General features: G+C 43.2%; 23 protein-coding genes. 21 read left to right on the plus strand and 2 right to left on the minus strand.

Going from position 1 to position 26,725, the window contains the following annotated elements; genetic code table 11:
* Positions 1-624: 624 nt before the first annotated feature.
* The 11 genes from putP to TV75_RS12125 all read left to right on the plus strand — a co-directional run bounded on the left by putP (position 625) and on the right by TV75_RS12125 (position 15,652).
* Positions 625-2,133 carry a sodium/proline symporter PutP gene (gene putP / locus TV75_RS12075; RefSeq protein WP_044339037.1) on the plus strand — a complete coding sequence of 503 codons (1,509 nt, stop codon included), beginning with the start codon at positions 625-627 and terminating at the stop codon, positions 2,131-2,133.
* 257 nt (positions 2,134-2,390) lie between these two features.
* Positions 2,391-3,983 (plus strand): malate synthase A, encoded by a 1,593-nt coding sequence (gene aceB, locus TV75_RS12080; protein ID WP_044339038.1) that lies wholly within the window; start codon positions 2,391-2,393, stop codon positions 3,981-3,983.
* Positions 3,984-4,182: 199 nt separating this feature from the next.
* Entirely contained in the window at positions 4,183-5,463 is a 1,281-nt protein-coding gene (aceA, locus tag TV75_RS12085) for an isocitrate lyase (RefSeq protein WP_044339039.1), read from the plus strand.
* A 223-nt stretch (positions 5,464-5,686) separates the two neighbouring features.
* Positions 5,687-6,721: an N-acetyl-gamma-glutamyl-phosphate reductase gene (gene argC, locus TV75_RS12090; protein WP_044339040.1), complete on the plus strand. Its 1,035-nt coding sequence runs from the start codon at positions 5,687-5,689 to the stop codon at positions 6,719-6,721.
* 14 nt (positions 6,722-6,735) lie between these two features.
* Positions 6,736-7,965: a bifunctional ornithine acetyltransferase/N-acetylglutamate synthase gene (argJ, locus tag TV75_RS12095; protein ID WP_044339041.1), complete on the plus strand. Its 1,230-nt coding sequence runs from the start codon at positions 6,736-6,738 to the stop codon at positions 7,963-7,965.
* Positions 7,928-8,737, plus strand: a complete 810-nt coding sequence (argB, locus tag TV75_RS12100; protein ID WP_253275524.1) for an acetylglutamate kinase — start codon at positions 7,928-7,930, stop codon at positions 8,735-8,737. Before argJ ends, argB begins: the two co-directional genes overlap by 38 nt.
* The gene (locus TV75_RS12105; protein WP_044339043.1) at positions 8,734-9,894 is read left to right on the plus strand and encodes an acetylornithine transaminase; all 1,161 of its coding nucleotides are present in this window, start codon (positions 8,734-8,736) and stop codon (positions 9,892-9,894) included. Before argB ends, TV75_RS12105 begins: the two co-directional genes overlap by 4 nt.
* A gap of 73 nt (positions 9,895-9,967) precedes the next feature.
* Positions 9,968-11,032 carry a carbamoyl phosphate synthase small subunit gene (locus TV75_RS12110; protein WP_044339044.1) on the plus strand — a complete coding sequence of 355 codons (1,065 nt, stop codon included), beginning with the start codon at positions 9,968-9,970 and terminating at the stop codon, positions 11,030-11,032.
* Entirely contained in the window at positions 11,025-14,102 is a 3,078-nt protein-coding gene (locus TV75_RS12115; protein ID WP_044339045.1) for a carbamoyl phosphate synthase large subunit, read from the plus strand. The genes TV75_RS12110 and TV75_RS12115 overlap by 8 nt, the downstream gene beginning before the upstream one ends.
* On the plus strand, positions 14,102-15,052 hold the full coding sequence (argF, locus tag TV75_RS12120; RefSeq protein ID WP_156142423.1) for an ornithine carbamoyltransferase: 951 nt from the start codon (positions 14,102-14,104) through the stop codon (positions 15,050-15,052). Before TV75_RS12115 ends, argF begins: the two co-directional genes overlap by 1 nt.
* 150 nt (positions 15,053-15,202) lie before the next feature.
* On the plus strand, positions 15,203-15,652 hold the full coding sequence (locus tag TV75_RS12125; protein WP_044339224.1) for a YueI family protein: 450 nt from the start codon (positions 15,203-15,205) through the stop codon (positions 15,650-15,652).
* Here TV75_RS12125 and TV75_RS12130 read toward each other — a convergent pair.
* The gene (locus TV75_RS12130; RefSeq protein ID WP_044339047.1) at positions 15,649-16,716 is read right to left on the minus strand and encodes an AbrB family transcriptional regulator; all 1,068 of its coding nucleotides are present in this window, start codon (positions 16,714-16,716) and stop codon (positions 15,649-15,651) included. The two genes, TV75_RS12125 and TV75_RS12130, sit on opposite strands and share 4 nt — an antisense overlap.
* A 291-nt stretch (positions 16,717-17,007) precedes the next feature.
* Between TV75_RS12130 and gatC the strand changes: the two genes are divergently transcribed.
* The 4 genes from gatC to TV75_RS12150 all read left to right on the plus strand — a co-directional run bounded on the left by gatC (position 17,008) and on the right by TV75_RS12150 (position 22,160).
* Positions 17,008-17,298 (plus strand): Asp-tRNA(Asn)/Glu-tRNA(Gln) amidotransferase subunit GatC, encoded by a 291-nt coding sequence (gatC, locus tag TV75_RS12135; RefSeq protein ID WP_034760864.1) that lies wholly within the window; start codon positions 17,008-17,010, stop codon positions 17,296-17,298.
* Positions 17,299-17,310: 12 nt separating this feature from the next.
* A complete protein-coding gene (gatA, locus tag TV75_RS12140; RefSeq protein ID WP_044339048.1) occupies positions 17,311-18,771 on the plus strand; it encodes an Asp-tRNA(Asn)/Glu-tRNA(Gln) amidotransferase subunit GatA in 1,461 nt (486 codons plus the stop codon).
* Between the two features lie 12 nt (positions 18,772-18,783).
* Positions 18,784-20,214, plus strand: a complete 1,431-nt coding sequence (gene gatB, locus TV75_RS12145; RefSeq protein ID WP_044339049.1) for an Asp-tRNA(Asn)/Glu-tRNA(Gln) amidotransferase subunit GatB — start codon at positions 18,784-18,786, stop codon at positions 20,212-20,214.
* 275 nt (positions 20,215-20,489) lie between these two features.
* Entirely contained in the window at positions 20,490-22,160 is a 1,671-nt protein-coding gene (locus TV75_RS12150) for a M4 family metallopeptidase (protein ID WP_082051271.1), read from the plus strand.
* A 102-nt stretch (positions 22,161-22,262) separates the two neighbouring features.
* Here the strand turns inward: TV75_RS12150 and TV75_RS21870 are convergent, their stop codons facing one another.
* Positions 22,263-22,418 (minus strand): hypothetical protein, encoded by a 156-nt coding sequence (locus tag TV75_RS21870; RefSeq protein WP_156142417.1) that lies wholly within the window; start codon positions 22,416-22,418, stop codon positions 22,263-22,265.
* A 101-nt stretch (positions 22,419-22,519) separates the two neighbouring features.
* Here TV75_RS21870 and TV75_RS12155 point away from each other — a divergent pair, with 101 nt between their 5' ends.
* The 6 genes from TV75_RS12155 (at position 22,520) to TV75_RS12175 (ending at position 26,583) form a co-directional block, all read left to right on the plus strand.
* Positions 22,520-22,948: a DUF4257 domain-containing protein gene (locus TV75_RS12155; protein ID WP_044339050.1), complete on the plus strand. Its 429-nt coding sequence runs from the start codon at positions 22,520-22,522 to the stop codon at positions 22,946-22,948.
* On the plus strand, positions 22,914-23,078 hold the full coding sequence (locus tag TV75_RS21875) for a hypothetical protein (RefSeq protein ID WP_156142419.1): 165 nt from the start codon (positions 22,914-22,916) through the stop codon (positions 23,076-23,078). The genes TV75_RS12155 and TV75_RS21875 overlap by 35 nt, the downstream gene beginning before the upstream one ends.
* A 430-nt stretch (positions 23,079-23,508) precedes the next feature.
* A complete protein-coding gene (locus tag TV75_RS12160; RefSeq protein WP_044339051.1) occupies positions 23,509-24,075 on the plus strand; it encodes a thioredoxin family protein in 567 nt (188 codons plus the stop codon).
* A gap of 182 nt (positions 24,076-24,257) precedes the next feature.
* Positions 24,258-24,638 carry a helix-turn-helix domain-containing protein gene (locus TV75_RS12165; RefSeq protein ID WP_034760875.1) on the plus strand — a complete coding sequence of 127 codons (381 nt, stop codon included), beginning with the start codon at positions 24,258-24,260 and terminating at the stop codon, positions 24,636-24,638.
* Positions 24,639-24,991: 353 nt separating this feature from the next.
* Positions 24,992-25,771, plus strand: a complete 780-nt coding sequence (locus tag TV75_RS12170; protein ID WP_044339052.1) for a class I SAM-dependent methyltransferase — start codon at positions 24,992-24,994, stop codon at positions 25,769-25,771.
* A gap of 50 nt (positions 25,772-25,821) precedes the next feature.
* Positions 25,822-26,583: an arylamine N-acetyltransferase gene (locus tag TV75_RS12175; RefSeq protein WP_044339226.1), complete on the plus strand. Its 762-nt coding sequence runs from the start codon at positions 25,822-25,824 to the stop codon at positions 26,581-26,583.
* The last annotated feature ends 142 nt before the right edge of the window (positions 26,584-26,725 follow it).

The raw sequence follows: 26,725 nt of genomic DNA on the forward strand, positions 1-26,725 counted from the left end.
GGTAGATATCTTGAAAGTTAGGTCGATAAAATGAAAATCAGGCTGATAAAACTTTTTAACAGTGGATAATTCTGAATAACGGTCGATAAATCTCCTTAACGGTTGAAATCATTCTCCTTCTCCAATCTGCCCACCAGTCCCTTCATTCACAACGATTTCAGAAAAAAGAAACCAATCCCACTATGTATATGAATGTTTCATTTGTTGCAAAATAAAGATGCTAACGTTAGTGAAAAACTGTAATCGTAACAAAATGGTGAACAAAAAGTAACTTAATTTTATAAATTTTTATGAATAGATATAGCTAAAAAAGCGCTTTCATAAAAATATATGCATTTTATATGAATAATTATTCATATAGGCAAATGTATTTAGAAAATTCCGTCTGTTAATGAAGTGAATGTATGTTAGTATTAATAACGTTGTGAACTTGTTACGGAACGCAGCTTCGCAGAAAAAACTTTTTCAAACATTATTGAGTGAATAAGTTTACAACCCGTATGCATGGGGTAAAGAACTGTTGGATTTACAATTCGAGAGGTCTTTTAGCATGGTTCGAAAGTTAGATTAAGCACCTAACGAAAAGCAATACAAATTTCTTGAAAGGAGAATGCTAACTACACAATGGATATAGCTACTTTAGTCACCTTTATCGTATATTTAGTTGGAATGCTCGCAATCGGTATTATTTCTTACAAATTAACAAGCAATTTATCGGATTACGTTCTTGGAGGACGTAGTTTAGGACCGGGGGTAGCAGCATTAAGTGCTGGTGCTTCGGATATGAGTTCATGGTTATTACTGGGACTGCCTGGCCTTGCTTATGCAATTGGTTTAGGTTCGATCTGGTTAAGTATTGGGTTAGTAATTGGTGCTTATTTAAACTGGAGATTCGTCGCTTCAAGACTACGCGCTTATACGGAGGTTGCAAACGATTCTATTACGGTTCCGGACTTCTTTGAAAATCGTTTTAGAGATGGTTCCCGTCTCCTTCGTGTCATTTCAGCAGTGATCATCTTGGTATTCTTTACCTTCTACACATCTTCAGGTCTTGTAGGCGGAGCGCTATTATTCCAGGAAACGTTCGGAATGTCTTACAATCAATCACTTTGGATTGGTGCCACTGTAATCATTTCTTACACATTCCTTGGAGGATTCTTAGCAGTAAGTTGGACTGACTTCGTACAAGGTATTCTAATGTTCCTTGCATTAATCATTACACCAATCGTTGCTATTACAGAGCTGGGTGGATGGAATGCTACAGTTGATGCTGTTCGTTCTGTTGACGCGGCAAATCTTGATACAATGAACACGATGACGGTTATGGGAGTTGTTTCACTCCTTGCGTGGGGACTTGGTTACTTCGGTCAGCCGCATATCATCACCCGCTTTATGGCACTTAAATCCACTAAAGATGTACCAAAGGCACGTTGGATTGGTATGAGCTGGATGACATTATCAATGATTGGTGCTGTACTGGTTGGTTTCTCCGGTATCGCCTATTTCGCTGATATGCCGTTGATTACAGGTGATGTTGATAATTCTGAGAAAGTATTCATCTTCTTTACAGATGTTTTATTTAACCCATGGGTATCCGGTATTCTGTTAGCAGCGATTTTATCAGCTATCATGAGTACGATTGATTCCCAATTACTTGTTTCTTCCAGTGCGCTAGCGGAGGATTTCTATAAAGCGATCATTCGTAAGAATGCTTCTGATAAAGAACTTGTTTGGGTAGGTCGTATCGGAGTGCTTCTGATCGCATTCATCGCGATCATGCTTGCCATTCAAGGTAACCCTGCGAATGGCGGCGGTACGAAGATCCTTGATCTGGTAAGTTACGCTTGGGGTGGATTTGGTGCCGCATTCGGACCAATCGTCCTGTTGTCACTTTACTGGAAAGGTATGACACGAAACGGTGCATTAGCCGGTATGATCACTGGTGCTGTAACAGTCGTCGTTTGGAAACAGCTGACTGCAGCTGGAGTCATTCCATTCGAACTGTATGAAATTGTTCCAGGATTCTTCCTTGCTATGCTGGCAATCGTGATCTTCAGTAAGGTTGGACCACAGCCAAGTGCTGAGATCCAAGCTGATTTCGACGAAGCTGTTGCCAAAGACATCGTAAAATAATTTCAATATCTAAAAGAGGTCCGTCCCTCGTCACTTAGTAGTGACTGAGGGACGGACCTCTTTTTTGTGATTTTTCAGCTTAGGGGAGGATTTGTGATACCTGCCCTCCTTGATAGGTACTGCGAAATTTGTCGAAAAAAAATTACCAAAAAGTTGTTCCAAAACCAAATACTCTGTTATATAATACAAACATGTTAAATAATCTGTATTATAACAATGAAGACTTGTTTAATACTGCTAAGGAGTGATGGTGTTCAATGTCTACAAAAATGGTTGGTATCAAGGTAACTGGGGAGCTTCAGCCAGGCTTTGATGAAATCTTATCCAAACAAGCTTTGCAGTTTTTGGAACAACTGGAGCGCCGATTCGGAGCAAAACGGAGAGAGCTGTTACACAACAGAGAGAAACAGCAGGAACGGATCAATGGAGGAGAGCTTCCTCACTTTTTGTCTGAAACAGAATCGATTCGACAAAGTGAATGGAAAGTAAGTCCGATTCCTCAAGCTTTACAAGATCGAAGGGTAGAAATCACTGGACCGGTTGATCGAAAAATGGTCATCAACGCATTGAACTCAGGCGCAAAATGTTTTATGGCATGTTTTGAAGATGCCACTTCACCTACATGGACGAACCTCATAGAAGGACAAATCAACCTCAGAGATGCAGTACATCAAACAATAGACTTCACGAATCCAAATGGTAAGCGTTATGAATTAAACAAAGAACATGCTGTATTGATTGTTCGACCGAGAGGATTACATCTGGAAGAGAAACATATCGAACTGGATGGGGAATCACTATCAGCAAGCCTTGTCGACTTTGGATTATTCTTTTTTCATAATGCGACTCATTTAACCTCAACGAACAAAGGCCCTTATTTTTACTTACCTAAATTAGAAAGTCACCTGGAAGCGCGCTTCTGGAATGATGTGTTTATATTTGCCCAGGAATATATCGGGATTTCTCAAGGAACGATTAAAGCAACTGTACTGATTGAAACCATCACGGCCGCGTTTGAAATGGATGAAATTCTTTATGAACTAAATGAGCATTCATCAGGCTTGAACTGTGGAAGGTGGGATTACATTTTCAGTTTTATTAAAAAACTCCGGGAGCAAGAGGATGTGATCTTACCGGACCGTTCAACGGTTACGATGACAGCACCATTCATGAGATCGTACTCTTTACTCACGATTAAGACCTGTCACAGAAGAGGAGCTCCTGCAATCGGAGGGATGGCGGCACAAATTCCTGTAAAGAACGATCCTGTGAAAAACGAAGAAGCGTTTAACAAGGTGAGAGCAGATAAAGAAAGAGAAGCGCGGGATGGTCATGACGGTACCTGGGTGGCTCATCCTGGTCTTGTACCGGTGGCCATGGACGTTTTCAATCAGGAAATGAAAAATGATAATCAAATTGCAGAGAAAACATTACATGATCTCGAAGTGTCAGAGCAGGATCTTCTTGAAGTTCCTCAAGGGACGATAACAGAAGAAGGTGTCCGCTTAAATATAAACGTCGGAATTCAATATATATCTTCCTGGCTGAGCGGCCAAGGAGCAGCACCGATCCACAACTTAATGGAAGACGTGGCAACGGCTGAAATTTCCCGGGCTCAGCTATGGCAATGGATCCGTCATCCTAAAGGAGTTCTTGACGACGGCCGAAACATCACCATCGATCTCTATGAACGACTAAAGCAAGAAGAGTTGACCAAACTCAAAGCCCAAATGGGAGAACAGCTGTACAAAGAGCGCCGGTTCTCAGAAGCCGTCCAACTATTCGACCAACTCATCCAGAACGACCAATTCACAGACTTCCTTACCATCCCTGGTTACCGAATCCTTTAGGGGGACGGACCTGCAAAAAGCATCATCAAAGCAAAAAAGTTGAATACACAAGCCTAATTGCTTTAATGAATTACCGCTGCAGTGAATAGAGGGACGGACCTCAAACTAACTGCAAATCAGATAAATACAACTTCATCAAAGAACTTCACTTAATGCTTAGAATCAAAACCAATAAACAAACAAAAGGGAGAGATTATCAATGGTAAAAGCAAATAACGAACGCGTGAAAGCACTACAGGAAATTTGGGAATTGGACCAAAGATGGAAGGGTGTAGCCCGACCGTACTCGGCTGAAGATGTCATCCGTTTAAGAGGGTCAATTGATATCGAGCATACCCTTGCCAGACGCGGATCTGAAAAGCTGTGGGATCTGCTTCACAAAGAAGATTATATCAATGCTCTTGGTGCCTTGACCGGAAACCAGGCAGTACAACAGGTCAGAGCCGGTCTGAAGGCGATCTACTTAAGCGGATGGCAGGTAGCGGCCGATGCTAACCTGGCCGGGCAAATGTATCCTGATCAAAGCTTGTATCCTGCGAATTCAGTACCATCCGTGGTAAAGAGAATCAATCAAGCCCTGCAGCGTGCAGACCAGGTTCATTATGTTGAAGGGGATGAATCGATTGATTGGTTTGTGCCGATCGTAGCCGATGCAGAAGCGGGCTTTGGAGGACAGCTTAATGTATTCGAACTCATGAAGGGTATGATTGAAGCAGGGGCTTCAGCCGTCCACTTTGAAGATCAGCTTTCTTCTGAGAAGAAGTGCGGACACTTGGGAGGTAAAGTATTACTGCCGACACAAACGTCAGTGAAGAATTTAATTTCAGCACGTCTGGCAGCAGATGTAATGGGTGTACCAACATTAATCGTAGCCCGTACAGATGCGAATGCCGCAGATTTAATTACGAGCGATGTTGATCCGTATGATGCGCAGTTCATTACAGGGGAACGTACTCCTGAAGGGTTCTTCCGTACAAAAGCGGGCCTTGATCAGGCGATTGCAAGAGGCTTGGCTTATGCTCCATTTGCAGATCTTGTGTGGTGTGAAACATCAGAACCGAGCCTTGAAGAAGCCCGCCAATTTGCTGAGGCGATTCATGCTGAGCACCCAGGGAAATTATTGGCGTATAACTGCTCACCATCCTTTAACTGGAAGAAGAAGCTGGACGATGAAACGATCGCTAAGTTCCAAAAGGAGCTTGGGAAAATGGGCTATAAGTTCCAGTTCGTAACGCTTGCAGGATTCCACGCCTTGAACCATAGCATGTTCGAGCTTGCGAGAGGGTACAAAGAGCGCGGGATGGCTGCATATTCCCAACTTCAAGAAGCGGAATTTGCCAGCGAAAAGTATGGCTATTCAGCTACTAGACATCAGCGCGAAGTAGGAACAGGTTACTTTGATGAGGTATCGATGGTGATCTCAGGTGGAACATCCTCTACAACAGCCCTTAAAGGTTCAACAGAGGCTGCTCAATTCTAAAAAATTCAGTTCCGTAAAAATATAAATGAAGGTCCGTCCCTCGGGGTTTGTTATACCGAGGGACGGACCTTTCTTTTTTTTTGCGCTTTCCCGTAGTACTATCGATGCAAATTTGTGAATAGATTAACTTTATAGAAAATATTTATAAATATACTATTGATTTTATTAATATACATACATATAATTAGAGCTAATTTAAATTTTATCTGTGTGGTGAATCGTTATGAATGTTGGTATTGTTGGTAGTACGGGTTATGGTGGAGTGGAGTTGTATCGGTTGTTATCAAATCATCCGAATGTAGATGCTTGTATTTTGTATTCATCTTCTTTGGAAGGGGCACCATATGCAGATCAATATCCACACCTCTTTAACCTGTCAAATGAAGTAGTGAACCCTATTAATATCGAGGAAATGAAGCAGCTTGATTTCGTCTTTTTGGCTGTTCCTTCCGGTGTATCCAAAAAATTATCCCAGAAGCTCCTTGGTGAAAAGACGAAAGTGATCGATCTTTCAGGGGACTTACGTTTGAAGGATCCTCAAGAATACGAGGAATGGTACAAAGGGGAATCGGCATCTTCTGATGTTTTACAGAAAGCGGTGTATGGTCTCACAGAATGCAATCGACAATCCATTCAAGAGGCGGAACTGATCGCGAACCCAGGCTGCTTTCCGACAGCCACCCTTTTAGGATTGGCTCCGCTTTTTCCCCATCAGATTGTAAAGACCCATTCCATCATAATCGATGCTAAAACGGGATTATCGGGAGCAGGGAGAAAAGCGACTCAATCCAGTCACTTTTCAGAGACTCAGGAAAATCTACGAATCTATAAGGTTCATCAACACCAGCACACCCCTGAAATTGAACAGCAGCTGAAGGAGTGGGACAGCGAAGCGGGCCCCATCACCTTTACGACACACCTTATCCCCATGACCCGTGGGATTATGGCTACAATGTATACGGAATTAAAAAGCACATATACCACTGAGCAGTTACACGACATCTACCAAGACTATTACGAGAAGCAACCCTTTATCAGGATTCGTCCTAAGGGCCAGTTCCCAAGTACAAAAGAAGTGTTCGGCACGAATTTCTGCGATATTTCGGTAAAAGTAGATTCACGGACGAATCGCGTGACGATTGTGTCTGTGATCGATAACTTACTAAAAGGAGCTGCCGGTCAGGCGGTTCAGAACATGAATCTGATGCTCGGATTAGACGAAACAACGGGACTCTATCATTATCCGATCTATCCATAAGAGGAGGAGAATCAATGAAACTAGTAAAAGAAAAGGCTGTTCAGCACATTCCTGGAGGAACGATTCTTTCACCTCTTGGATACAAGGCAGGGGGGATGCATACCGGTCTTCGATACTCAAAGAAAGACTTTGGCATCATCTTCAGTGAGAAACCTGCACAAGTCGGAGCAGTTTATACGCAAAGCCATTTTCAAGCTGCTCCCCTTAAAGTCACACAAGAAAGTATTCTGAAAGCACACACTTTACAAGCGATTGTAGTCAACAGCGCGATCGCAAATGCCTGTACGGGTGAACAAGGGCTAAAGGATGCCTATCAAACGAGAGAGTGGGCGGCCAAACGATTTCAAATCCCGGAAGAGTACGTAGCTGTTGCTTCGACAGGAGTCATTGGCGAGTGGCTTCCTATGGAGAAGATTGAAAAGGGCTGCAATGAAATCGAGGTTGATTCGACAGAGAAGAGTGCAGAGTCTTTTCAACAGGCCATCCTAACGACGGATCTTATTGAAAAGACTTCATGCTATGGAGTAAAAGTAGATGGAGAAACAGTCACAATCGGAGGATGTGCAAAGGGATCTGGTATGATTCATCCTAATATGGCAACCATGCTCGGCTTCATTACAACGGATGCATCGATTTCATCCACCACCCTGCAAAAAGCACTTAAAACAGCGATCAACCAATCCTTTAATCAAATCACTGTAGATGGGGAAACATCGACGAATGATATGGTCATTGCCATGGCAAACGGGATGGTAGAGCACGACCCTTTACATGAAAGCCATCCCGATTGGCATCACTTTCAAGAGGGGGTAATTCACGTATGTCAAGATCTGGCCAAACAAATTGCCCGGGATGGTGAAGGAGCAACCAAACTCGTGGAAGTGAACGTCACAGGAGCTCACACCCATCAAGACGCCAATATCATGGCAAAAAAAATCGTCGGTTCCAATTTAGTCAAAACGGCACTCTTTGGCGGGGATCCAAACTGGGGAAGGATCGTCGGGGCCATGGGACACAGTGAGGTGACGATCGATCCACATCAATGTGACATTCATATTGGAGAAACTCTCGTGTTTTCAAATGGTACTCCTCAGCCTTTCAATGAGGAGAGTGTAAGTCAGTATATGCAAGCTGAACATGTAATCATATCTGTCGGATTGCATGGTGGAGAAGGAGAAGGAAAAGCCTGGGGGTGCGATCTTACGTATGATTACGTCAAAATCAATGCAAGTTATCGAACATAAGCCAGTGATTGCAATCAAACTGGGAGGAAGTGTCCTTTCTAAGCTTTCATCCCATTTTTATGAAAGTATAAAAGACCTTCAGCGGCACTACCATGTAGTTCTTGTTCACGGGGGAGGTCCTGAGATCACGGCTATGCTGAACAAACTGGCCATCGAATCCACCTTCATCAATGGCCAGCGAAAAACGACAAAGGAGGTTTTGGGTGTCGTTGAACAGGTGTTAAAGGGAAAAGTGAATAGCGAATTAACACATCAACTCAATCTGGCAGGGATAAACGCAATCGGTTTAAGCGGGTACGATGCCCATTTGTTAAAGGCCGGCATCATGGATGAAGGATCCCTAGGTTATGTTGGTAAGATTGAAAAGGTTAACCTTACCTTATTAAACAATCTGCTTTCGCTAAACTACGTGCCCGTCATCGCTCCCCTTGCCACTACAAACGATGGGGAAAAGCTCAATGTGAATGCAGACCTGGCTGCATCAGCGATAGCAGAAGGCCTGCAAGTAGAGAAGCTGGTCTTTGTAACAGACGTTCCCGGAATTTTAAAAGAAGGGGAAATTGTTTCACGTGTAACAAAGGAAGATATCCTTCATTATATACAAACCGGGATCATCCACGGCGGAATGATCCCAAAGGTGCAGGCAGCCCTGTCGGTTCTAGAGCTTAACATTAAAGAAGTAATGATCGTCGGGTGTCAGGACACAATCATTCAAGACGGAGTGATGCTTGGCACACGTATAACAGACGGAGGAGGAGTGAGGGCGGTATGAATCATTTATTTCCCACTTATAATCGGTTGGATATAGAATTGGTTTCAGGAAACGGCACGGTTGTTCAAGATCAAAACGGGCAATCCTATTTGGATTTTATTTCAGGTATAGCGGTTTGTAATTTAGGTCACTCTCCTTATGCTGTTAAAAAAGCTCTTGAAAAACAATTGGATAAACTTTGGCATGTATCCAATCTGTTTCCGATTACGCTACAGGAAGAGGCAGCTTCACTCCTTGCCTCCGCCAGCGGCTTAGATGCTGTTTTCTTCTGTAATAGTGGAGCTGAAGCAAACGAAGCAGCGATTAAGTTAGCCAAAAAGCATACGGGCAAAACCAAGATTCTGACCTTCAAGCAATCGTTCCATGGGCGGACCTTTGCGACCATGAGTGCAACGGGGCAGGAGAAAATTCATAGCGGATTCGGCCCATTGGTTCCAACCTTTGACTATCTTCCATATAACGATGAGCAGGCTCTTTCAAACGTGGAAGGAAATGACGTTGCGGCCATCATGGTGGAAGTGATCCAAGGGGAAGGCGGGGTGAATCCTGGTACTCTTTCTTTTTTAAAGGCTGTAGAAAGATTGTGCAAGGAGATGGATGCTTTACTCATTGTCGATGAAGTCCAAACAGGGATCGGTCGTACCGGAGTTGCATTTGCGTATCAGCATTATTCCATGCAACCGGATATCGTCACGACTGCAAAAGGACTGGGAAGCGGTTTTCCAGTAGGTGCGATGATAGGCAAAAAAGATCTTGTTTCCTCCTTTTCGCCAGGAACTCACGGGTCGACATTCGGAGGGAATCCATTAGCGATGGCAGCAGTGAAAGGGACTCTTGAAACGATTTTTGATGAAGTGTTTCTGCAAGAAGTACAAAGTAAATCCCAGTACTTTATGCAGAGGCTGAAGAATCAACTACAGGAATGCCGGAGTGTAAAAGAGGTAAAAGGAATCGGCTTTATGATCGGCATCCAGTTCGATGTGGAAGTAAAAGAAATCATCGATGAGCTGCGGAACAATGGATTATTGACTCTTCCGGCAGGTTCTCAAGTGATCCGTCTATTACCACCTTTAACGGTCACGTATGATGAACTCGATCAGGCTCTTCATATACTGGGGGATACGCTAAAACAACATCAATCAGCTGGTGTCTGCTAATCTCTTTTTTTTAGATATAAATGCATAAAAATACTTTTAATTATATAAATATTCAAATGTAGGAGGCAATCTCATGACAGGTTACTTATGTTTAGAAAACGGAAAGACCTTTATAGGTGAAGTCACAATGGATGAAGAAGAGCCCGTTCAGGGTGAGATTGTGTTTTTCACGGGGATGACGGGATACCAGGAAGTGTTGACCGATCCTTCCTACAAGGATCAAATCGTCGTTTTCACGTATCCGCTCATCGGTCAATATGGCGTGAACGAAGATGACTACGAGAGCTCACAGCCGCAGGTGAAAGGGGTCATCATGCTCCAATCACCGGAGTTGTATTCCCATTATCATGCCACTTCTTCTCTTAAAGACTATCTCGGGAAGTGGAAGATCCCATTCATGACAGGTGTGGATACGAGGCAGGTAGTGAAGGCGATCCGAGATGTTGGAACTCAAAATGCGTGTATATCTTATACAGAAGTGCTTCCTTCAAAAGAGAAGCTCACAGGCCAAATTGAGAAGGTAGCCCTTACTCAGATCCGCAAGATGGGTAGTGGAAACAAGCATATAGCCGTCGTCGATTTCGGTGTGAAGAAATCGATTGTATCCAGTCTGATAAAGATGGATTGTCTTGTTACCGTCATTCCCTATCATCAGCTTGAGCTTCTGGATCAGATGAATGTTGACGGACTGGTGCTGTCGAACGGTCCTGGAGATCCGAAAGAAATGATGAGTCTTTTACCTAAGCTGAAGGAGAAAATCATGGAGCTTCCGACCCTCGGAATTTGTTTAGGACATCAATTAATCGCACTGGCACTCGGAGGGGATACCGAACGATTATTATTCGGTCATAGAGGAGCAAACCATCCTGTCATGGACAACCAAACCGGAGACGTGTTTATCACATCACAAAATCATAATTACGTCGTGAACGGGGCCAGTTTAGCAGGAACCGGGTTGGAACCGCGTTTCATGAACGTCAATGACGGTTCCCTTGAAGGGCTTCAACATATAAGCAAGCCTATCCTTTCGGTTCAATTCCATCCTGAAGCGCGTCCGGGTCCGGAGGATGCTTCTTGGATATTCCAGCAATTCTATCAAACGATTACACAACCAGGGAGAGAGAAGATGTATGCCTAAAGATTCCAGTATTCAAAAAATCCTCATAATCGGATCAGGTCCCATCATCATCGGGCAAGCAGCAGAGTTTGATTACTCAGGTACACAAGGCTGCCTTGCCCTGAAGGATGAAGGGTATGAAGTGATTCTCGTGAATCACAATCCGGCTACGATCATGACAGATACGACCTATGCTGACAAAGTTTACTGCGAGCCCTTAACGGTCAAAACGTTAACTGCGATTATCGCTAGTGAACGCCCCGACGGATTAGTCGCCAACCTTGGAGGTCAAACAGCCCTGAATCTTGCAGTGGAGCTGGATGAAAGCGGAGTTCTCGCGGAGTATGGAGTGACACTCCTCGGAACCTCTGTGGATTCGATTCAAAAAGGGGAAGACAGAGAGAAATTTCGAACCTTGATGGACACATTGGGACACCCAACGGCAGAAAGTGATATCGTACACGATCTTCAAGGGGCTATCCGCTTTTCTGAAAAGATTTCCTTCCCGATCATTGTCCGCCCGGCTTATACACTGGGGGGAAGAGGCGGCGGCATCGCTTCAACCAGGGAGGAATATAGTAAACTCGTTAAAACCGGATTGAAGGCGAGCCCGATTCATCAAGTGCTGGTGGAAAAAAGCATCGCCGGGTTCAAAGAGATTGAGTATGAAGTCATGAGAGATTCGAAAGGAAATTGTATATCCGTCTGCAATATGGAAAATTTCGATCCCGTTGGTGTCCATACGGGTGACTCCATTGTTGTCGCTCCGTCCCAAACCCTGACAGATCAAGAGTTTCATATGCTGCGTACAGCGGCATTCAATATTGTCAGTGCATTAGAAGTGGTGGGAGGATGCAATATACAATTTGCTTTAGACCCTAACAGTAACCAGTACTATGTGATTGAAGTGAACCCCCGGGTGAGCAGGTCTTCTGCTTTGGCATCGAAGGCAACGGGCTACCCCATCGCCAAGATAGCGGTTAAGCTTGCTGTCGGCTATACATTGAACGAAATCATTAATCCGCTGACGAAAACCACTTTTGCAAGCTTTGAACCTGCCCTTGATTACGTGGTCGTCAAGTTTCCAAGATGGCCATTCGAGAAATTTCCTGAGGCAAATCGGGTGCTCGGAACGAAGATGAAAGCAACGGGAGAAGTGATGTCGATTGAGCGTTCGTTAGAGGCTGCCTTTCAAAAAGCTCTTCAGTCGTTGGATCTGTCCTTAGAAAACATTTATAGCGAACTGGCCGGCTTGTCTCAGGAAGAACTGGAAAAGAGGATTGGAACACCAACGGATCTTCGCTTTTTTGAACTGTTGGAATTGTTGAGACGAGATCTTTCAATTCACCATCTTCATGAAAAGACAGGAATTGATAAGCTGTTCTTGTCCAACTTGAGTAACCTAGTATTCATGGAAAATAAGCTAAGAACATCCGACTTCACTTCTGATCTTTTGAAAGAAGCAAAGCAATTCCGGTTTGAGGATAAAACCATTGCCAGATTAATGGGGGAACCGGAAGAGTCCATCGAAATAATGAGAATGAAGGCAGGAATCGTGCCCGCCTTTAAAATGGTGGATACATGTGCAGGTGAATTCGAAGCGATCACCAATTATGCCTATTCTACTTATTATGGAGACAATGAGATTCAACCGTTACCGGGAGAGAAGAAGGTCCTGATTGTGGGAGCTGGTCCGATTCGAATCGGTCAGGGAGTCGAGTTTGACTACAGTGCCGTTAAGGCGATTCAGCGATTGAAAGAGCATGGATACACCACCATTATGGTGAACAATAACCCGGAAACAGTGAGCACGGATTATGAGACGGCAGATCGATTGTACTTTGAACCTATTACGAAAGAATCGGTCCTTTCCATTATCCAGCATGAGAATGTCGATACCGTACTCGTTCAATTCGGAGGACAAACGGCATTAAACCTGGCTTCTATATTAGAGAAGGAAGGTATCCGATTATTTGGGACGTCTTCAGACATCATTGACCATGTAGAGGATCGTGAACGTTTCTATCAACTGCTGGATGAACTGGAGATCCCCCGTGTAAAAGGAGATATCTGCCACAGTAAAGAGGAGGCATTACAAGTAGCACACAACTTAACCTTTCCTCTTCTTTGCCGTCCATCCTATGTGATTGGAGGAAAAGGGATGGTGAAAGTAACGACACAAACCAAGCTGCAGAAGTTCATACAGGAAGCGGATGCAGACTACTATCCTATTTTAATGGATGAATTCAAAGAAGGTCAGGAAATCGAAGTTGACTTGGTGGGGGACGGAGACGGAGTGTATGTACCCGGAGTGATGGAGCATATTGAACGGGCAGGCGTCCATTCAGGGGACAGCATGTCTATTTTCCCTTCTGAATCCCTGTCCGGTGAAATCAAGAGAACGATTGAAGAATATGCCCGGAAGATTGTGTCTGCCCTTCATTACAAAGGGATCATGAATATTCAATTTTTGCTGCAGGGTGAAGAGGTATTCGTGTTGGAAGTAAACCCGAGGGCAAGCCGGACGGTTCCGGTGATCAGTAAGGTCCTTGGTTACTCATTAATCGATATGGCCACAGACCTCATGTGCGATGAGACGTTGAAGATAGACACCTTTAGCCCTCCTTCTGAAATAGAGGTTGTTGGAGTGAAGTATCCTGTATTTTCATCACATGCCCTGCCGGAAATCGATCAAACACTCGGGGCCAATATGAAATCAACGGGAGAAGGGTTATGCCTGGGTAAAACGGTTGAAGAAGCGCTATTTAAAGTATTTGAAGGAATGCATGAGGCTGTAGAGAGTGGTGGAACGGTTTATGTCGATAGTAAGCAGAAAGTATTAAAACAGTACCAGACTTCTACGGAAACTTCGTTTAATGACTGGATTGAAACAAGCAATGCCTCTATATATTTCAGTCATGAAGGAACGGACGAAATGAAGAAAAGAAGAATTGCTGCTTTAGAAGCGGGGGTCACCGTTCTAACGGAAGCAGCGACCTTGTTGGCCTTTATTCGAAGTATGAAAGTGAATAAAGTGAACCCCATTCCATTGGCACCATCAAAATCGATACAGGGAGTGAGCAGAGTATGATGAATTCAAATGTTGCGACGTCGCCGGTAAAGGTTTCTTTAAAAGGGAGAGATCTTGTCACTTGGTTAGATTACACAACGGAAGAAGTACATGAGCTCTTATCACTGGCACAGTACTTAAAGAAAAATCCTTATTCAAAGGCGTTGGAAGGGAAAACCCTTGGAATGATCTTTGAGAAGTCGTCCACAAGAACCCGTGTTTCATTTGAAGCGGGAATGCTCCAGATGGGAGGTCATGCCATCTACCTGAATGCCCGTGATATACAGCTGGGTAGAGGAGAGTCAATCGCAGATACGGCAAGGGTCCTTTCCTCTTATGTGGATGGAATCATGATCCGTACGTTTGAAACTGAGAAGGTCACGGAACTTGCACAGTACGCGAATGTACCTGTCATCAATGGACTATGCGATACGTACCATCCTTGTCAGGCGTTGGCGGATGTACTCACGATATTGGAGCTGAAAGGAACGCTGAAAGGATTGAAGGTTGTGTATATAGGGGACGGGAATAATGTGGCACACTCCTTTATGATTCTATGTGCGAAGCTTGGAATGGACGTCGTCATTTCTTGTCCTGAAGGCTATGAACCCGTTAAAGAGATTGTCGGGAAAACGGTTGAGCTTGCCGGAATGAACGGCGGAAGCTTTACGCTTTCTTACGATCCGGTTGAAGCGGTAAAGAATGCTGACATCGTATACACCGATGTATGGGCAAGTATGGGGCAGGAGGAAGAAGCGATTAAGCGTCTTAAAGATTTCAAACCTTATCAGGTGAATGAACAGCTTCTACAGCATGCTGCACCCGAAGTGAAATTTCTTCATTGTCTCCCGGCACACCGTGAAGAAGAGGTGACAGCGGCTGTCATTGACGGACCTTGTTCTGCTGTATTCCAGCAAGCGGAGAATCGATTACATGTACAGAAGGCTATACTGCAATCACTATTTGTATAAAGCTATTAGGTCCGCTTCTGATGTGAGGTGGACCTTTTAGTTGCCTGAAAGCATTTCCATAAGAGAAAATAGGGCTGAACCAAATGAACACATGTAAACATATAGTGTAGGAGAAACTGTAATTAGACCGTTTTGGAGGTGCTTGTGGTTTTGAGTAAACCAACGATTGATGACTACCTGGATAATGGAATATATGGCCAGAAGCAAACGAAGCCTGATGAAAGAAGAAAGTTTCTCGGGAGCTTGCGGGAACGAATCGTCATTGCCCTGACTCAGAGTCAGGTGAGGGAAAAGGGAGTGTACAAGGAAGTTCAGGAGAGTCTGAAGAAGCATCCTGATGCGAAGCTTTTATTAAATGGTAATATGAGCTACTCCTACTTATCTAAGTATATCAAGCTCGCTGATACGCATCATGTCTCATTTTCAATGGTGACCAATAAGGAGATCGAAACCGATATCGGCCTCGTCCTCGCGTATGATCATGCCATTGATAAAGAGGAAATCTATGTGAAGAAAAAAAGTGAAAAAGCCCCTGAAGCCAAAACGAAGCAAAAGACAAAGAAAAGCCTCTTTTCATCGATTAAAAAGAAGCTTTTCTAATACTGTTTGCTCTTTTGGAAGAAAGAGAGTTTAAACAATCCTTTCAAAATCGCTGGGATGATAAACAGAATAAATAATATCCGAAACAAGTGATATCCGGTAATGATGGAAAGGTCAGCGTTGACGGCTTGTCCGACTAAGGCCATTTCTGCCATTCCCCCGGGAGCCAAGCTAATAAAGGCAGTAAGAAATGTCATGTCATGCCAGCGACTTAATAAAAAGCTAAGACCCGCGCAGCATAATAGCAGAGAGACGGAAGTAAACAAAGACCAGACAATGAAATTGGACAAACCTTTAGATGACGAAAAATTCATCATAAAACTAAAATAAATGCCCAATGATAATTGAGCCAGAATAATGAACGGATCAGGCATATGGGGAATTGAAAACCCAGCCACCGTGAAGCCGCCAATCACTAAAATCGGTCCAAGCATGGCAGGGGTGGGTAAATGGATTCTTTTGGCCACAAGCCCTGATACAATAGCAATGATGAAGAATAAAAAGAAAATCCACTGGAAAGAAGGGGCTTCTAAGGAAGTTACAGCCCTCCCGGCATTGGATCCACCCCCGCCTTCTAAAAGGGGACTGAAGACGAGGAACGGTACAACAAAGATAACGGACAGCAGTCGTATGACTTGAAGGATTGTCACAACCGTTAAGTCTATATTCTTCATTTCTTCTCCAAGAGCCACCATTTGAGAAAGCCCGCCCGGTATACTCCCTGTAATGGTTGAGGAAAAACCGATCCCTGTCATTTTAGACGTAATATAAGCAAGTACCATACTGAAGGCGATGATGGCAACCGTCATCGTAAGCATGGAAGGGAGCTGGGTAACGATTTCAATCATGGTTTCCCGACTAAAGGATTGGCCAATGGCATAGCCTACAATGATCAATCCTAGATCTCTGAAATAAGAGGGCCATGAGAGATCAAGCTTCGTCCATTTGTTGATGAGGAAGACTGAAGTCATAGAACCGAGAAGCCAGGATAGGGGAAGGTGAAGGAGTGTGAATACCCCTCCGCCCGAAACCCCGACGACAAAGGCTAATAAAATAGGATGCATGCTAAAAATCCTCTCATTTAAGTACTCTATTTAAAGGTAATCAATTGGAGGAGAGGAAGCAAATGGAATGCGTTAACGATCATTTCACCACGTGATACCCCCACCCAAGGTCCGTCCCTCACAAAATGGCACATCCTACCCCAGATTCGTGGTAGAATGAATGGAGGTATGGACAGGAATCAGCCATGCTCCCAACAATCGTTATCTCTTTATCATAGTTGCTTTAATGAAGCGGATTTTGGTATTATCAATAGTATTGTGAGTGTTCGAACATATACGGAGGTGAAGAAGATGTCTAGAATTTCTGAAGAGCAAGTAAAGCATGTTGCCCACCTTGCACGACTAGCCATCACAGAGGATGAAGCGAAAAAGTTTACAACTCAATTAGATGCGATCATCGGGTTTGCCGAGCAGCTGAATGAATTGGATACTTCAAATGTGGAAGCAACGAGCCATGTGTTGGATATGAAGAACGTTATGCGTGAAGATAAGCCTGTTGAAGGATTACCGCGTGAAGAAGTATTAAAGAACGCACCAGACAAACAAGATGGACAAGTGCGCGTTCCATCGATTTTGGACTAAGGAGGGTACCTCATGTCATTATTTGACCATAAATTATCAGAGCTTCATGAGCTTTTACATAAGAAAGAAGTATCTGTGACAGATCTAGTAGACGAATCATACAAGCGTATTGATGAGGTCGAAGATAAAGTAAAGGCATTTTTAACTTTAGATGAAGAAAATGCCCGCAATAAAGCGAAGGAAATGGATGCAAAGCTTGGTACAGATGAAAGCAAAGGCCTTCTATTCGGCATGCCGATCGGGATCAAAGATAATATCGTAACAAAAGGACTTCGTACTACATGTGCCAGTAAAATCCTTGAAAACTTCAATCCGATTTATGATGCTACGGTAATCAATAAATTACATAGTGCCGATACGATTACGATCGGTAAACTGAATATGGATGAGTTCGCGATGGGTTCTTCTACTGAGAACTCCGGCTTCCAAAAGACGAGCAATCCATGGAATCTTGATACGGTTCCCGGCGGATCTTCAGGTGGTTCCGCAGCATCTGTTGCAGCTGGAGAAGTACCTTTCTCACTTGGTTCGGATACAGGTGGATCGATCCGCCAGCCAGCTGCATTCACGGGTACCGTCGGTTTAAAACCAACGTACGGACGTGTATCCCGTTTCGGTCTTGTGGCATTCGCATCTTCACTGGATCAAATTGGACCGATCACTCGTAACGTAGAAGATAATGCATATTTACTGCAAGCGATCGCCGGTCTTGACCCGAATGATTCCACTTCAGCGAATGTTGAGGTTCCGAACTACGCGGCAGCTCTGACAGGTGATGTGAAAGGCTTGAAGATTGCTGTGCCGAAAGAATATTTAGGTGAAGGTGTCGGCGAAGAAGCCCGTCAAGCAGTGCTTGCTTCATTGAAAGTGTTGGAAGGCATGGGAGCTACATGGGAAGAGGTTTCACTGCCTCATTCTAAATTTGGTGTTTCAACGTACTACCTATTAGCATCGTCTGAAGCATCTGCCAACCTTGCACGTTTTGATGGCGTTCGTTACGGTTATCGCACTCCGAACGCAGAGAACCTGCTTGATCTTTACAAGAAAACCCGTGCAGAAGGTTTCGGGGACGAAGTGAAGCGTCGTATTATGCTTGGAACGTTTGCATTAAGTTCTGGATACTATGATGCTTACTACAAAAAAGCACAGCAGGCACGTACGCTGATCAAGAAAGACTTTGAAGATGTATTTGCGAAATATGATGTCATCATCGGACCGACAACACCGACTCCGGCGTTTAAAATCGGGGAAAAAATCGATGATCCATTAACGATGTATGCCAATGATATTTTAACGATCCCAGTAAACCTTGCAGGAGTGCCGGGAATTTCTGTTCCTTGTGGATTCTCTTCCGCTGGACTTCCACTTGGACTGCAAATCATCGGGAAGCATTTTGACGAAAGCACGATTTATCGCGTAGCCCATGCATTTGAGCAAGCTACAGATTTCCATACAAAGAAACCACAACTGTAAGGGGTGAAATCAATGAACTTTGAACCAGTAATCGGACTAGAAGTCCACGTAGAATTAAAAACGGACAGTAAGATGTTCTCTCCGGCACCGAACCATTTCGGAGCAGAGCCGAATACCAATACGAACGTGATAGACCTTGGGTATCCCGGTGTACTTCCAGTGGTAAACAAGCGTGCCATCGAGTTCGGGATGAAAGCAGCGATCGCATTGAACTGTGAAATCGCAACGGATACGAAGTTTGACCGTAAAAACTATTTCTATCCGGATAACCCGAAAGCGTACCAGATTTCTCAATTTGACAAGCCGATCGGTGAAAACGGCTGGATTGAAATTGAAGTGAACGGTGAGAAGAAACGCATCGGGATCACTCGCCTTCATCTGGAAGAAGATGCTGGAAAACTGACGCACTCAGGCGACGGTTATTCCCTTGTCGACTATAACCGCCAGGGAACTCCGCTGATCGAGATCGTATCTGAGCCGGATATCCGTACACCGGAAGAAGCTTATGCGTATCTTGAGAAACTGAAATCCATCATTCAATACACAGGTGTTTCCGATTGTAAGATGGAAGAAGGGTCGCTTCGTTGTGACGCCAACATTTCCCTCCGTCCAATCGGCCAGGAAAAGTTCGGAACGAAAGCCGAGCTTAAAAACCTGAACTCCTTTAACTTTGTTAAAAAGGGATTGGAGTATGAAATCGTCCGTCAGGAGAAAGTTCTTTTATCAGGAGGCTTGATCCAACAGGAAACGCTTCGTTTCGATGAATCAACAGGAAAAACGATCCTTATGCGTGTAAAAGAAGGATCGGATGATTACCGTTACTTCCCTGAACCTGATCTATTAAATCTCCACATCGATCAGGAGTGGATGGACCGTATCCGTGCTGAGATCCCTGAGCTTCCGGACGAGCGTAAAAAGCGCTATGTAGAAGATTTAGGCTTACCTGCTTACGATGCCATGGTTCTGACATTAACGAAAGAAATGTCTGATTTCTTCCAGGAAACCGTTGAGGCAGGAGCGGATGCGAAGCTTGCATCCAACTGGCTGATGGGAGAAGTTTCCGCCTACTTAAATGCACAGCAAAAAGAACTTGAAGACGTCAAGCTGACTCCTCAAGGACTGGCAGGCATGATTGAGTTAATCGAAAAAGGAACGATTTCTTCCAAGATTGCGAAGAAAGTGTTCAAGGAACTAGTGGAAAACGGTGGAGATCCAGAACAAATCGTGAAGGATAAGGGTCTCGTTCAAATCTCTGACGAAGGTGCCTTACTCAAAATCGTGACGGAAACGCTTGATGCCAATCCTCAATCAATCGAAGACTACAAGAACGGGAAAGACCGAGCCATCGGCTTCCTTGTCGGTCAAATCATGAAAGCGACTAAAGGACAGGCCAACCCGCCGCTTGTAAACAAATTACTGCTTCAAGAAATTCAAAAACGCTAAAAATATAGGCGAAACCCCTGGAAACCTTATATTTCCAGGGGTTTTTTTGTGCGGAAGAGGGACGGGACCTTGATCTAAAATCAAGGTCCGTCCCTCTTTTTAGTTCAAGTTTTCCTAAAAAGCATGATTTTCCTGCGTTTTTCGTAGGTATTTTAACCCGATGTTGAAAAAAGAAGTATGTAGATCTTTTAACTCATTCGTTGTGCAGGATGCTTGTACTATAGTATATCTAATGTTTTAAATAGTTTGAAAATTCTTATAAAGAGGTGTTGTAATTGAAGAAAAAAGTCGTAGCATTAGGTCTGACAGCCGGGTTAATGATGAGCCCTGTATTTTCACCGGAAGCATTGGGTGCATCAAATGTGAGTGAAAAGGTGAACTTCAATGAGAAGTTGGGGACTCCACAATTCATATCCGGGAAATTAACAAAGGCATCTACAAATGCACCTGAAACGATCGTGTTTGATTATTTGATGGAAAAACAACAGTCATTCAAGTTCAAAGGAGACGCAAAACTATCTTTTCAAGTGAAAGAAAAGCGTAAGGATGACTTAGGGTATACATATCTACGCATTCAGCAAGTATATAAAGGAACACCTGTATATGGAGCCGTCCTGACTGCCCATGTGAATAAAGAAGGTGTCCTGACTGCGTTATCCGGGGCTCCGATAGCTAATCTAGATGAAAAACAAAACTTAAAGCAAACCAAAAAATTATCTAAAAAAGAAGCCGTTTCAAAAGGGGAAACTGATTTAGTAAAACACGTAGGCAGTCAGCCTGACTATGAATATGCACCTAAATCCGAATCAGTGATTTATGTGAAAGATGGGGAAGCCCATTATGCCTATCTCGTAAACTATAATTTCCTTGCTCCTGAGCCTGGGAACTGGAATTATTTCGTTGATGCGGTCACAGGGGAAATCCTGGGCAAAGTAAATGATATTCATGAAGCGAAAAACGGAGCCGGTAAACCAGGCGGCGGAGGTGGAGCTGCTGGAGGAACCGATACTGTCGGATCCGGTAAGGGAGTACTGGGAGACACGAAATCACTAAACACGTATCTGTCATCTTCAACTTATTATTTACAGGATCGTACGAGAGGTGGCGGAGTGTTCACGTATGACGCTTCGAACCGGACACGTCTGCCGGGATCACTGTGGGCGGACAGCGACAATCTGTTCAACGCAAGCTATGATGGAGCGGCTGTTGATGCTCACTATTATGCTGGACAGACATACGATTACTATTTGAACACACATAATCGGAATAGCTATGATGGCAATGGGGCAGTACTGAAGTCGACTGTCCACTATGGAAGAAACTATAATAATGCATTCTGGAATGGGCAGCAAATGGTATATGGCGATGGTGATGGAACGACATTCGTTGCATTATCAGGAGGATTGGATGTCATTGCCCATGAACTGACGCATGCTGTAACGGATACAACAGCTGATCTGATTTATCAAAATGAGTCCGGGGCTATCAATGAATCTATGTCTGATATTTTTGGGACATTGGTAGAATACGATACAAATAATAATCCGGATTGGGAGATAGGGGAAGACATTTACACACCTAATAAGAGTGGGGATGCACTTCGCTCCATGTCAGATCCGGCAAAATACGGTGATCCTGACCACTATTCTGTAAGATACACAGGGACGCAAGACAATGGCGGGGTTCATATCAATAGTGGAATAGGAAATAAAGCGGCCTATCTGCTAAGTCAAGGTGGTACTCACTATGGTGTGAAGGTAACTGGAATCGGAACCGATAAAACAGGGGCGATCTATTACCGTGCATTAACTCAATACTTAACACCATCTTCAACATTCAGCCAGCTTCGTTCAGCAGCGGTTCAAGCGGCTACGGATCTATATGGTGCAGGAAGTGCTGAGGTGGCGAGTGTGAATGCCGCGTATAATGCGGTAGGCGTTAACTAAATATGCTGAATGAAGAGAAGGGCTGTCATGGCTCTTCTTTTCTTTTGTCCATCTTTGTTCTTTATGAGGCGGTTTTTATCTGAATCCTCCATGTGGTCATGGTTATATTTGTTTCCTTTTTGCTTTTTCCAGAATCTGCTTGGCTAAGCGGTAATACGTATCTGCTTCAACTTTCGATTCAGCTCTTTTTAACTGTATCATGTAGTTTTGGAATCGAAGTTTGTCGACTGACGAGACTTTCATCACAATTTTTCTCATTTCGGCACTCCTTTAGTGGACAAAATTGCGTCCAATTATCTATTCTGAATTTTCTGTAAATAATATATAATATTAGTAAATGATTCCAGAGGGTGGATAGAATGTCCTTATTCGAAGTGATCTTGTTGCCAATGTTAATGGGTGGTATTGGAGGCTTAGGACATATTCTGGTTTTCAAAAATGGTCATTTCACTTTTCCACGAAAATTTATCGACGATCAAGGTGAGAAGCACTATCTTTTTGGCTCAACAAAGGATATTATCATAGGCATTCTAGCAGGGTATCTGTCAGTATTACCGGTAGTTGATACAGTCCCCATCTGGTATGTGATCTACATTAGTTTATTATCGGGAATCGGGGGAAGTTCCGTCATCACACGAAAAATCGAACAAAATTTAGCAAACACCAAAGCATCTTATATCCAAGAGCTATCTCATTATCAGCTCGAACCGACCTCTAAGGGAGGATCTTCAAATCATAATGAGGTGAAACCTGTTGGCGAAGTGGAAGAAAAAAAGAATCAAGGTTGAACTGCCACCAGAAGACTATGAAAAAGCAAATCATTATTTAAAAAGACTGAAGGAGGCAGATAGCCTAGTCGAGCTGAACTACTACTATAATAAAGTGGCAAAAATAATTGAGAAATCACAGAATGTTTAAGATGGGTCAATTGAAGAGTAGTCCTATAACACTCTACTTTAACCAAAAAATGTGAGGATGAAACTGACAATTGAGTCAGCTTTTTTTCTGTTAAGGAAAGATGTATGTAAGGTACTTCTCCTATCATACTTCCTTCTTTCCATCCCCCTCTGGAAAGATAGACTGATGAGGAGTAGCGGTATGCTATTCCTTTTTTTTAGATTGCAAGGCGTTAAATGATAGAGTTCATAAGAACCTGTAGATCTGTCCGAAATGGTGCTTTTCTTATATTATATTCCTACAGGCATAATCGTACAATTGAAAATTGACTTATAATGAAAACTATATTTTCCTTGTGAAATACGAGAAACATGAATATGCTATAAGGAGAATTTAAGAGAATAGATGTTTGTGCTTCACGGAAATGTGTGGGGCTGGAGGAGGAAGAAACATGAACTTAGAACAATGGTTCAATAAAGGAATGGCATCTGTAGATTACCTGGAGTATATGAGTGTACATAAAGAAAATACCGAAGTTATCAGGAAGAACTTCACCATTCCACAAGAAGATATAGAAGTTTTGAATAAACTGGGAGAACACTCCTTACGAGTGATTGCCATCACGGAAGATTGGTGCGGGGATGCCATGCTGAATATCCCCATCTTGCTAAAAGTGGCAGAGTCCGCTGACATGGAGGTTCGAATGGTTTTACGGGACGAAAACCTTGAATTGATGGATCAATATTTAACGAATGGAATATCTAGAGCGATTCCCATTTTTATTTTTATCGATCGTGATGGTAATGAAAAGCTGGTATGGGGACCCAGAGCCCCTATGGTAAAGAAGATCGTCGATGATGAACGGGCGAAGCTGCCACCGAAGGATCATGAGCTTTTCCCAGAAAAGCAGAAGGAAATGATTCAACGCTTAACCACTCAATATACGAAAGATAAAGAAATATGGCAGGAAGTGTATGAAAGCTTGAAAACGAGTCTTGTCCAGAATGTGCTGATGTAAAAAAGATTGTAATAGTGGAAGTCATCCGGTCGTTTCTGGAGTCTTCTTTTTTAAACGGCATGATGTCTTCATACTCACTCAAAATAGAATGGTAAAAAGTACCCGTCGGAATGGGATTTTTTGCCGGTTCACGAATGACGGAATTCGCGTTAATATGGTATAGGATGAGGAGTTGAAGCATCATGATTCACCAAAAGACAAATACAATTGTGATAGAAGCGCTAAATAAATTTCCCCATAAAATTCACATTAAATTGGGAGAAATCCTGCGTGAACGAGGATTGACACAAGGCGATCTTCATCGCTTAACAGGGCTAAGAGTGGCTACGATCAATGAGCTGGTTAATTTCAAGAAGAAATCCTTAACGGTGGCTCATCTTGTTTCCATTATGATCGCCCTTAGAATTACAGATATCCGTGATCTCATCGAAATAGAATTTGATCAAGAAGTTCAGGACTACTTCAATGAAGAAAATCAACGAATGAAAAACGGATTTACTCCGGACCTGACAAAAACCGCTGAACAAAACGTAAAGCGAATCGCAGCTGGAGCCAACAACTAAATATCATTACATCTCAAACGGTCATTTTTGATGACCGTTTTTTTTAGGTTAGGGACGGACCTCTATTTCTTATTTGAATTCCCATATCAAATGATAGAAATATAATATATTTAAAGGTTTACAACCAATCAAAACAGGATAATTCCTTAAAGTAAGAGATGATTCAGCAGGGTTTTAACTATTATGATATAAAAACCTTGGAGGTCCGTCCCTCTATCATTCAGACAGGAGGATTTTGGGGACAGGATACAGAATGTAGTATGTAGGTTGTCGGAAGGCTTTTGTGATGGAGTTGAAATGAAATCGTAACGTTCATTTTAGGGAAAATCAATTATGATAGGGGAAGAGAGTAAATGGAAGTTAATTTTGGTCATGTGTCCTCTCGTTATGCTGTGTCTTGTGAAGATATTCCGCATCAATTCTTTGATACGTTAAAGGTCAGGGGAATTGTGTGGGAAGGGAGAAAAGTGGCTGAAATTGGTGCTGGCACCGGTGCTATGACACGAAAGCTTCACAAGCGTGGAGCCGAAGTGATCGGGGTCGAGCCGTCTATCGAGCTCAGGAAAGCTGCCAAGGCATTAGAGAGTAAGCAATACTTGGAAATCCCATATCTTACTGGCACAGCCGAATCTACGAATCTGCCGGATCAATACTATGATATCACCATAATCCACAGAAGCTGGCATTTATTCGACCGCCCGAGAGCGATTAGCGAAATGAAACGGATTCTGAAGGAAAAAGGAACGTTCATTGTGAGTGATTCCAGCTTCCTGCCACATCACGAGGTGGTAAAGGATACGATGACGTTTTTAAATGATTATATAGAGATAACTCCACCCGGATCAAAAGCCGATTCAGTGAAACAATTGAATGGATTTCCGGTGGAATGGCTGTTAGAATGGCAGGAAGCTGACTTTAACTTGAAAGATTTTTATACATTTTATTACCCAGTCGACTTTACGTTACAGTCTTGGTGTGAACGAGTAGGCTCCTTATCCTGGCTCACTCATTTAGAGAATAGTGAGAGAGAGGGATTATTGCAATCATTACATACGTTCCTGTCAGGGCGTTACGATGCTCTTCATGAGTTTACTCTTCAGCACCAGTTTACAGTCTGCCTGATGAAAAAGTAGAAAGAGTGATCGGATTGGAATCAGCGGAAAAATATGTAAATTATTTAAATATGGATATAGAGCCCCCTACGTTAAACTACTTGCAACGACTTATCCAGCAGCACTTAATCAGGATTCCATATGAGACCTTCAGTAAATTTTATTACTTCTCTCAGGGGGAATCCTTTGTGCCTTCCTTACACACCTTCGCGGAAAATCTCCACTCTAAAGGGTGGGGAGGCACCTGTTTTACATTAAACATTAACTTTGGGAGACTATTGAAAAAATTAGGCTTCGATTGTCATTTTGTCAGAGTGCAGCCGGGCCACCTAGGATTAATGATTACCATTAATAACCGTAAGCTCTACGTGGATGTGGGATATGGGTCACCGATCATGAAGCCCGTGGAGCTTGAAGCGAGGCAGAGGCATCTTCTTCACGGCTTCGGGGAAGAAATTATTTTCACCCAGAAAGACATTCGGGAATTTGAAGTGGATCGCCGTTCAAATGGCAAATCTTTTGTAAAAAAAATCATTGAGTGGGTCCCATTAGAGGAAGAAGAATTAGAAGCCGACATAGAAGCATCCTACTTGGATTCCGATGACAACATAACAATGAGAAGAATCACGGCCGTTCGCTTCCAGGGCAATCAGTGCTACTTCCTGCGTAATGAGACATTGAAAGTGATGACCTACCGAAACATCCGTGAATATCAGATGAAGGATCTTGATAAGTGGAAAGATATCGTCGGGGAAGTCTACCACTTTGATTCATCGTCCCTTCAGGAATCCATCCAGTTTTTACAACAGCGGAATATCAAACTGTTCCCATAAACCGTCTGGAATATCAAGTTGATATTCGGGATGGTTTTTTTGTTTATACAAAAGGTTTCTTAAAATCAACCGTGTAAACATGAGTCAATGTCAAACATTACGAAAGAGAGTGCCGATTTATGTATTTTTTATAACAATGATC

The organism is Rossellomorea aquimaris, assembly GCF_000935355.1.
Taxonomy (GTDB): Bacteria; Bacillota; Bacilli; order Bacillales; family Bacillaceae_B; genus Rossellomorea; species Rossellomorea aquimaris_B.